Raw genomic sequence first — 9,203 nt, 5'->3', positions numbered from 1 at the left:
TGCAGTCGCCGTCACGGAGGATGGCAAGCGGGCAATTTCTGCTTCTTTGGACAACACCCTTAAAGTCTGGGATTTAACAACTCCAAAGGAAGAGTTTCCTCTTAAAGTTCACAGCAACTCAGTAAATAAAGTTCACAGCAACTCAGTACATAAGGAACTATTTCCTGTCAAAGTTCACAGCAACTCCGTAAATGCACTAGCCATCACTGCTGATGGCAAGCGGGCAATTTCTGGTTCATTTGACAACACCGTCAAAGTCTGGGATTTAACAACTCGAAAGGAACTGTTTACTCTCAATGGTCACAGCAATTCAGTAAATGCAGTAGCCGTCACGGAGGATGGCAAGCGGGCAATTTCTGGTTCATTTGACAACACCATCAAAGTCTGGGATTTAACAACTGAAAAGGAACTGTTTACTCTCAATGGTCACAGATACTTGGTAAAAGCACTAGCCATAACTGCTGATGGCAAGCGGGCGATTTCTGGTTCATGGGACAACTCCCTGAAAGTCGGGGATTTAACCACTGGAAAGGAAAAATTTATTCTCACTGGTCACAGAAACTCAGTAAATGCAGTAGCCGTCACTGCTGATGGGCAACGGGCAATTTCTGGTTCTTGGGAAAAAACCCTTAAAGTCTGGGATTTAACAACTGGAAAGGAAGAGTTTACTCTTAATGGTCACAGCAGCTTGGTAAATGCAGTAGCCATCATCAGTGATGGCAAAATGGTCATTTCCGGTTCAGATGACACCACTCTCAAGGTCTGGGATTTAGAAATCCGAAAGGAAGTGTTTCCCCTCGAAGGTCACAGCAACTCGGTAAATGCAGTAGCTGTCACAGAGGATGGCAAGCGGGCGATTTCTGGTTCAGATGACAACACCCTCAAAGTCTGGGATTTAACAACTCGAAAGGAAGAATTTACTCTCAAGGGTCACAGGGACTCGGTAAATGCAGTAGCTGTCACTGCTGATGGCAAATGGGCGATTTCTGGTTCAGATGACAAAACCATCAAAGTCTGGGATTTAACAACTCGAAAGGAACTGTTTTTTCTCTATGGTCACAGTTACTCAGTAAATGCAGTAGCCGTCACTGCTGATGGCAAATGGGCGATTTCTGGTTCAGATGACACAACCATCAAAGTCTGGGATTTGTCAAGTGGAAATGTCATTGCCAGTTTCACAGGTAAAAGTTCGATCCCCTGTTGCGCCATTGCACCCGATGGAGTCACAATTGTCGCAGGCGACGAATCCGGACGCGTATATTTCCTGCGCCTAGAAGGGATTGCTGAGTATTTAGAAGAGGGGATGGCGTGAGATGGGAGAATTTGCTGACAAGTTAGCGGCTAAACCACTTTTCTATCAACGTGCTTATCTGGGCAGCTTACTGCCAAATTATGTTAAGTCAGGGAATTTAGAAAAGTATTATCAAAAACTGACAGACTTTAACTTTCTGATAGCAAAGATTCAGCATTCTGACTTTGGAGTGCAGGCACTTATTGATGATTTCAATTTGCTTGACGCTTCAGAAGCAGTAACTCAACGAGAGTACAACCCAGAAAAAGCGAAAGCCCTGGACTTGATTCAATCGGTACTGTGGATGTCAGCCGATATTTTGGATGGAGATAAGACCAAACTGGCGGAACAATTGTTAGGGCGCTTACTGTACTTTGAAATGCCTCAGATTCAGGCAATGTTGGAGGTAGCAAAGCAGTGGAAAGCAGCACCTTGGTTGCGTCCTTTGACACCCTGTTTAACTCCCCCTCGCAGGGGATTGCTACGCACCCTCCAAGGTCACAGCAACTCGGTAAATGCAGTCGCCGTCACGTCGGATGGCAAGCGGGCAATTTCTGGTTCAGATGATAACACCCTCAAAGTGTGGGATTTAACAACGGGAAAGGAAGAATTTACTCTCAAAGGTCACAGCAACTCAGTAAATGCAGTTGCTGTCACGGAAGATGGCAAGTGGGCAATTTCTGGTTCAACAGACAAAACCATCAAAGTCTGGGATTTAACAACTCGAAACGAACAGTTTACTCTCAAAGGTCACAGCTACCCAGTATATGCAGTTGCGGTCACGTCGGATGGCAAGCGGGCAATTTCTGGTTCATTTGACAACACCCTCAAAGTCTGGGATTTAACCACTGGAAACGAACAGTTTACTCTCGAAGGTCACAGCTACTCAGTAAATGTAGTTGCCGTCACGTCGGATGGCAAGCGGGCAATTTCTGGTTCAGATGACACAACCATAAAAATCTGGGATTTAACCACTGGAAACGAACAGTTTACTCTCGAAGGTCACAGCTACTTAGTATATGCAGTTGCCGTCACGTCGGATGGCAAGCGGACCATTTCTGCTTCAAGAGACACAACCATAAAAATCTGGGATTTAACCACTGGCAAGGAAGAGTTTACTCTCGAAGGTCACAGCGACTCAGTAAATGCAGTTGCCGTCACGTCGGATAGCAAGCGGGCGATTTCTGGTTCAACAGACAAAACCCTCAAAGTCTGGGATTTAACCACTGGCAAGGAAGAGTTTACTCTCGAAGGTCACAGCGACTCAGTAAATGCAGTTGCCGTCACGTCGGATGGCAAGCGGGCAATTTCTGGTTCAACAGACAAAACCCTCAAAGTCTGGGATTTAACCACTGGAAACGAACAGTTTACTCTCAAAGGTCACAGCTACTTGGTAAATTCGGTAGCCGTCACGTCGGATGGCAAGCGGGCAATTTCTGGTTCGTGGGACGACACCCTCAAAGTCTGGGATTTAACCACTGGAAAGGAACAGTTTACTCTCGAAGGTTACGGCTACTTGGTAAATTCGGTAGCCGTCACGTCGGATGGCAAGCGGGCAATTTCTGGTTCAACAGACAAAACCCTCAAAGTCTGGGATTTAACCACTGGAAACGAACAGTTTACTCTCAAAGGCCACAGCAAATCGGTATATGCAGTTGCTGTCACGTCGGATGGCAAGCGGGCAATTTCTGGTTCAGATGACAAAACCCTCAAAGTATGGGATTTAACCACTGGAAAGGAACAGTTTACTCTCAAAGGTCACAGCAACTCAGTAAATGCAGTTGCTGTCACGAAAAATGGCAAGCTGGCAATTTCTGGTTCAGATGACAAAACCCTCAAAGTATGGGATTTAACCACTGGAAAGGAACAGTTTACTCTCGAAGGTCACAGCAACTCAGTAAATGCAGTTGCTGTCACGGAAGATGGGAAGCTAGCAATTTCTGGTTCAGATGACAAAACCCTCAAAGTTTGGGATTTAACCACTGGAAAGGAACAGTTTACTCTTGAAGGTCACAGTTACTCAGTAAATACAGTAGCCGTCACGGAAGATGGGAAGCTAGCAATTTCTGGTTCAGATGACAACACCGTCAAAGTCTGGGATTTGTCGAGTGGAAATAATGTCATTGCTAGTTTCGCGTGTAAAAGTTCGATCGCCTGTTGCGCTATTGCACCCGATGGACTGACAATTGTAGCAGGCGAGGAATCCGGTCGCGTATATTTCCTGCGGCTAGAAGGGATGGAGGCACTAACATGAATTCCTCACCTCTGGCAACTCCCATCTCTACCGCTGCTTACCCAAAGGAATTTCAGCAACTCCTGCGAGAAAAAAGCGATAATTTTACAGGGCGCAAGTTTGTATTTTCTGCCATTTCCGACTTTCTAGCCTCCCACAGCCGCGGTTATTTCACAATTGTCGGCACTCCCGGCTGCGGCAAAAGTTCCATCCTCGCCCAATATGTCACCGCCCATCCTCGCAGTATCTATTACAACGCTGCAGTTGAGGGCAAAAATCGAGCTGAAGATTTTCTCGCTTCAGTCTGCACTCAACTGATTGACAAATACCTTGCCGCCAATGGGGAAACATCGGAAATTGTCAAGCTCAAATCTCAAATTCAAAATCTAGAATCCCATGATGGGAGTTGGTTTCTGTCTTTGTTGCTTCAGCAAATTAGCGATAAATTAGACGATCGCCAACGGTTGATAATTGTCATTGATTCTGTAGACGCGATCGCCCGCACGAGTCAGCCTCCCAGTACCAATCTGTTTTACCTGCCGAGATATTTGGGCGATCGTACTTATTTTATCCTCGCCCGCCGCCCGTTTTTGAGAGAAAAATCCGGTTTGTTAATTGAAACGCCCTCTCAAACCCTCGATTTAAGAGATTATCCCGCCCAAAATCGCGAAGATGCCCTTAACTACATTCAGCAATACCTATCAACCGCACCGGATTTAACTCAACCCGAATTCTGCCAACAATTCGCCACTGTCAGCGAAAACAATTTCATGTATCTGAGTCAGATGTTACCTGCCATTAACGAGGATTCACACCCCGATGCTAATCTGGGGGAGTCCTCGCTTGTCTCTGAACTTCCTCCCGGTTTAGCAGCGTATTATCAAAACCACTGGCTGCGGATGAGAGGTGATGGCTTATCGGCGATCGAGTTGTCTGTGCTGAATGTTTTGGTACAATCCACAACAGGTTTGTCTGTAAGTGCGATCGCCAATATAATTGATGAGGATGAATATGATGTTGAAAAAGCGTTAGACAATTGGATCGAATTCTTAAATAAGCAGGAAATGGGAGTAGAAATTTGCTATAGCTTGTATCATGCCAGCTTCCGCGAATGGCTGGAAAAACAATCCCTTTTAGAATGACGAATTTACCTAGATTTGCATTTCTTCTATTTAGTCCGCGCAGGCGGACTTTGTTTGTGTAGAAGCGATTTCAATCGCCGAGTTATATCAAATATAGTACAACCATGAAACGAGCAGTATTTCTTGACAGAGATGGCGTTCTCAATATCGAAGCCGGCTACATTCACAAAGTAGAAGATTTGCATTTAATCCCCGGAGTAGCCGAAGCTGTACGCCGTTTAAATGACCAAAAAATATTTTGTTGTTTGGTTTCCAATCAATCCGGCCCAGCGAGGGGTTATTATCCCGTCAGCCACGTAGAAACTTTGCACAAACGCCTGTGTCAGTTATTAGAAAAAGAAGCAGGAGCCAAGTTAGATGCTCTTTATTACTGTCCTTATTTAAGTGCAGCCGAAGGCGGAACAAACCTAGAATTTACGCGGTATTCGACTTGGCGAAAACCAAATACGGGGATGTTGGTAGCGGCGGCTTGGGAGCACGATTTGGATTTGCGAAATAGTTTTATGGTGGGGGATAAAGCGACTGATGTTGATATGGCTCACAATGCCGGCTGTACTGGTATTTTGGTGCAGACTGGTTACGGAGAAAGTGTGTTGAGCGGGGAGTATCAGCACCATGCTAAACCGGATTTTATTACAGCAAATTTAGCGACGGCGGTGGATTGGATTTTGCAACACTTTGATTAGTGTTTGTAGTGGCATTTAAGTTGTTTATCGTTGAGTCTTAAAGGAAAGTGCTACATAAGGAAGCGCGACTGTGAAGGTTGTACCGATGCCCATTTTGCTTTCGCAGGCGATCGCACCTCCTTGCAATTCCACAGCTTTTTTAACAATTGTTAATCCCAAACCGTTACCTTTAATCTTCCCAGTATTCTTGCAGCGGTAGAACATTTCAAATATTTTACCTAATTCGGTTTCTGGGATGCCGATACCTTCGTCTCGGATACGCAGAATTAGTAAGGGGGAGTTAATATTTGTAAATTGGGAATTGCCAAACAAACACTGAGGAGATAAGCAGAAAATAGGTTCTTTGCCTCCTTCGCCTGCTTGACGGCATTCCAATTCCAAGGTAACTTGCCCGCCGTTTGGGGAATATTTGATGGCGTTGACGATTAAGTTAGAAATAATGCCGTGCAGCAATTGTCGATCTAATATGGCGCTGGTAACATCTGATGAGATTAATGTTAGTTTGTGCTTGGCTTCATTTCCTAACTGCAATTGATCGAGCAAGTTTTGACAAAATTCGACTAAATTTATCGGTAATGGATTGCATTTGAGTTGGCCTGATTCTGCGCGACCCATAAACAGCATATCGTCGATTAGCTGGTTCATCTTCTGGGTAGCTGATTGCACCAGCCGCAGGGTTCTAACTTGGGATTCGTCACTGCTGCGAGTTCGATCGAGCTCTAGGAGTTCCGCAGAGATTAAAATCGCGTTGAGCGGGTTCCGCAATTCGTGAGCGGCCATTGAAATATACTGGTTTTGGCGGTGCGATTTTTCTTCCACCGACTCTCTGACTGCTTCCGCAGCTTGGAGAGATTCTCGCATCTTAGTTTCGATTTCGTGTCTGTGCAGGGCAATCTCGATCGCCACCCGCAAATCATTTTGTTGAAATGGTTTGATAATATAACCGAATGGGTCTGTAAGTTTCGCTCTTTGCAGCGTTTGATCGTCGGCATAAGCTGTTAAAAATACTGTCGGCACATTCCTATGAGTTCTGATTTTTTCGGCCGCTGTTACCCCGTCCATCTCACCTTTAAGCACGATATCCATCAACACTAAATCGGGCGGGTTTTCTATCGCTTTTTGAATTGCTTCTTCTCCTGAAGATACTGTAGCTGTTACTGCATATCCGAGTTTTTTTAATCGACCTGCTATGTCTTGGGCTACAATAACTTCGTCTTCTACAACCAAAATTTTTATAGGGTTCATTTGTCGTTAAAGGCGCTGCCGATAATTTAACTCTTTAAAAGTCAAAGTGTAGCAGGTTCCACACAGACTGTCAATGACAATAGTCGCATCTAATTGGTAAGCCAACATTCTCACTAATCGCAATCCTAATGTTTCAGTATTTTCCACGTCAAAATCAGCCGGAAATCCGCGACCGTTATCTTGAATAATTAATTGAAATAGCTGAAAATTTAGTTCAGAAAATTTAACAGTAATTAAACCCTTCAAACTTTTAGTAAAAGCATATTTTAACGAATTAGAAACCAATTCGTTAATAATTAAACCGCAAGGAATTGCTGTTTCTATATTTAAATAAATGGGAGCAACGTTGAGATTGAATTGGATGGCAGTGTTGCCACAACCAAAAGATTGATACAAATTAGCAATCAAGTTTTCGACGTAGGGGGGAAGGTGAATGCGATCGAGATGTTCGGATTGATACAGTTGCTCGTGAATCAGAGCCATTGAATGGATGCGGGTCTGGCTTTCTTCAAATAAAGCTAGCGTGGATTCGTCTTCAATGTATTGAGCTTGAAGTTGCAGCAAGCTGGAAATTACCTGCATATTATTTTTGACTCGGTGGTGAATTTCTTTGATCAATACTTCTTTTTCGCGGAGTGCTGCTTGGATGCGGGTCTCGGTCAATTTGCGATCGCTGATATCTTCGCCAATACCCGCGATGCGGTAAATTTTGCCCGATTCGTCGTAAATGGAAAAAGCTCGATCGCACACCCAGCGCATTGTGCCGTCTGGCCGAAAAATCCGATATTCGATATTGGTGGACTCGCCCTGCAACACTAGCCCCATTGCCTCTTCCAAAAAATGTTTATCTTCTGGATGCACCCACTCCATCATTTTTAAGGGTTCAGCATACAGTTCTTCGCGACTGCGCCCCCAGATTTGTTCGTAAGCTGGACTCAGATACAATAAATCGGTGAATTCCGCAGACATTAGCCAGAAGGAATCTTGGATATTTTCTGCTAGTTGGCGGAAGCGTTCTTCACTTTCGCGGATGGTTTTTTCGGCCTGTTTGCGTGCGGTAATATCTACTGCAATACCCACGATGCGGTAAACTTTACCCGCTTGATTTCTAATCGGAAAAGCCCGATCGCGAATCCAGCGAATTTTACCGTCTGGTCTGACAATCCGATATTCTATCTCGCCTTCAGACTCAATTTTTTTAGTTAAATTATCAATAACGCGAGCGCGATCTTCTGGATGGAGGGAATCTGCAAAAAAGCGCCCGTAAGCATACAAATCAGCACAGCTTCTGCCCCAAATCTTTTCGTAACCCGGACTGATATAAATAATTTCCTGGGGCTGAACGTTTACCATCCAAAACACGCTTTCAATGTTTTCTGCTAGCTGTCGGAACCTTTCTTCGCTTTCTTTCAGTGCTGCTTCGGTTTTTTTGCGATCGCTAATATCGCGCTGCACGCCAAAATAGCCCGCGATTCTGCCGTGGGAATCGTAAATGCAAATATAGTCGCCTTCCACCCAAATTAGAACCCCGTCAAACTTGCGATTGTCATTTTCGATGTGAATTCTGCCAGCATCAAACAATTGTCTGATTATCTCTCTGCCACCACTCAAGTTGTGGGACAACAAAGAGTAAAGCGTCCGGCCAATAAACTCTTCCCTAGTACCTCCGTATTGAGCGATCAAAGCATCGTTTGCCTTCGTTACCCGCCCGTTAGCAAACACGTAATCCAAAACTTTTTCTTTTTCAACTGTATCGTCCCAGTGAATCGGTTCGTCCAGCATCATAAAGAAAAAGCCATCTAAAGATTGAGAGAAAAACAATTCTAGCTGTTCCTGGCTTTCGCGCAGAGCTTCTTCGGCGCGCCAGCGACAGATAATTTCTTCCTGCAATTGATTGTTGGCTGTTTTCAAGTCTTCAGTGCGCTTTTGATATTTAATTTCTAGCTGATTTTTGATTTCTTCCAGCGCTATTTCTGCCTGTTTTTTGTCGGTAATATCTTGAGTAACGACCATTCCTGCAAAAATTTCTTCCCGGTCGTTTTTGACTGGAGCAATTGTTGTTGAATAAACGCGATCGCCGTATTTGTATTCAAAAGTATTCTCTTTTCCTGCCAAAGCCGCGCGATATGTAGTCTCAAAAAGTGGCAAATCTTCAGGTGGCGATACTTCCCACAAGGTTTTGCCTTCCAACAGTTCTTTAGACAAACCAACTGCTGCCAAACCTTGACCGTCAACCAGAGTATAGCGCAAATTGCGATCGAACAAAAACACCGAACCATTCGGATAATGTTTGATGAGAGTTCGGTACATTTCCTGGCTTTTTTCTAGAGATGCGATTAACTGAATGCGATCGTCCTCGGTGATATCAACTTCAGTTGCACAACTCGAAAACCCAGCATTCTCGACTGCTTTGACTTGTGCTTCTAATTTCTGGCACAATTCTCTCTGCTGCTGCAAATGCTCTTCTAGTTGTCGAATTTTTGCTTTTTGCTCTGCTACTAATGCTTCGCAGGTTTCCAGAGGTCGATCGCCCTTTGTAGGATCAATACACATAATGCTCTATGTTTTGCAGTTGCGGACTTGAGCTTTTTCAAGCCTAACATTAA

6 protein-coding genes are annotated in these 9,203 nt (G+C 44.4%); 4 read left to right on the top strand and 2 right to left on the bottom strand.

Annotation, left to right across the window (positions count from 1 at the left end):
• From QUB70_RS03160 to QUB70_RS03145, 4 genes are all read left to right on the top strand, one after another.
• A partial coding sequence (locus tag QUB70_RS03160; protein WP_332978281.1) for a WD40 repeat domain-containing protein occupies window positions 1-1,312 on the top strand: 1,312 nt, incomplete at its 5' end.
• A gap of 1 nt (window position 1,313) precedes the next feature.
• Entirely contained in the window at window positions 1,314-3,545 is a 2,232-nt protein-coding gene (locus tag QUB70_RS03155) for a WD40 repeat domain-containing protein (protein WP_332978280.1), read from the top strand.
• Entirely contained in the window at window positions 3,542-4,666 is a 1,125-nt protein-coding gene (locus QUB70_RS03150; RefSeq protein ID WP_332978279.1) for an ATP-binding protein, read from the top strand. The genes QUB70_RS03155 and QUB70_RS03150 overlap by 4 nt, the downstream gene beginning before the upstream one ends.
• 104 nt (window positions 4,667-4,770) lie before the next feature.
• Window positions 4,771-5,352 carry a D-glycero-alpha-D-manno-heptose-1,7-bisphosphate 7-phosphatase gene (locus QUB70_RS03145; protein WP_332978278.1) on the top strand — a complete coding sequence of 194 codons (582 nt, stop codon included), beginning with the start codon at window positions 4,771-4,773 and terminating at the stop codon, window positions 5,350-5,352.
• Window positions 5,353-5,376: 24 nt separating this feature from the next.
• Here the strand turns inward: QUB70_RS03145 and QUB70_RS03140 are convergent, their stop codons facing one another.
• Together QUB70_RS03140 and QUB70_RS03135 are read right to left on the bottom strand one after the other, a co-directional pair.
• Window positions 5,377-6,597 carry a hybrid sensor histidine kinase/response regulator gene (locus QUB70_RS03140; RefSeq protein ID WP_332978277.1) on the bottom strand — a complete coding sequence of 407 codons (1,221 nt, stop codon included), beginning with the start codon at window positions 6,595-6,597 and terminating at the stop codon, window positions 5,377-5,379.
• 6 nt (window positions 6,598-6,603) lie between these two features.
• On the bottom strand, window positions 6,604-9,150 hold the full coding sequence (locus tag QUB70_RS03135) for a PAS domain S-box protein (RefSeq protein ID WP_332978276.1): 2,547 nt from the start codon (window positions 9,148-9,150) through the stop codon (window positions 6,604-6,606).
• Window positions 9,151-9,203 lie beyond the last annotated feature (53 nt).

Origin of the sequence: Microcoleus sp. A003_D6, assembly GCF_036702825.1 — a bacterium.
Lineage (GTDB): Bacteria > Cyanobacteriota > Cyanobacteriia > Cyanobacteriales > Microcoleaceae > Microcoleus.
Note: the sequence above shows the minus strand (reverse complement) of the source record. Positions and strands in the feature narration are given on the sequence as shown.

What these genes read in the sequence shown, in the direction of transcription:
- QUB70_RS03155 (WP_332978280.1), top strand. Translation starts at nt 1,314, where the DNA reads ATGGGAGAATTTGCTGACAAGTTAGCGGCTAAACCACTTTTCTATCAA.
- QUB70_RS03150 (WP_332978279.1), top strand. Translation starts at nt 3,542, where the DNA reads ATGAATTCCTCACCTCTGGCAACTCCCATCTCTACCGCTGCTTACCCA.
- QUB70_RS03145 (WP_332978278.1), top strand. Translation starts at nt 4,771, where the DNA reads ATGAAACGAGCAGTATTTCTTGACAGAGATGGCGTTCTCAATATCGAA.
- QUB70_RS03140 (WP_332978277.1), bottom strand. Translation starts at nt 6,597, where the DNA reads ATGAACCCTATAAAAATTTTGGTTGTAGAAGACGAAGTTATTGTAGCC.
- QUB70_RS03135 (WP_332978276.1), bottom strand. Translation starts at nt 9,150, where the DNA reads ATGTGTATTGATCCTACAAAGGGCGATCGACCTCTGGAAACCTGCGAA.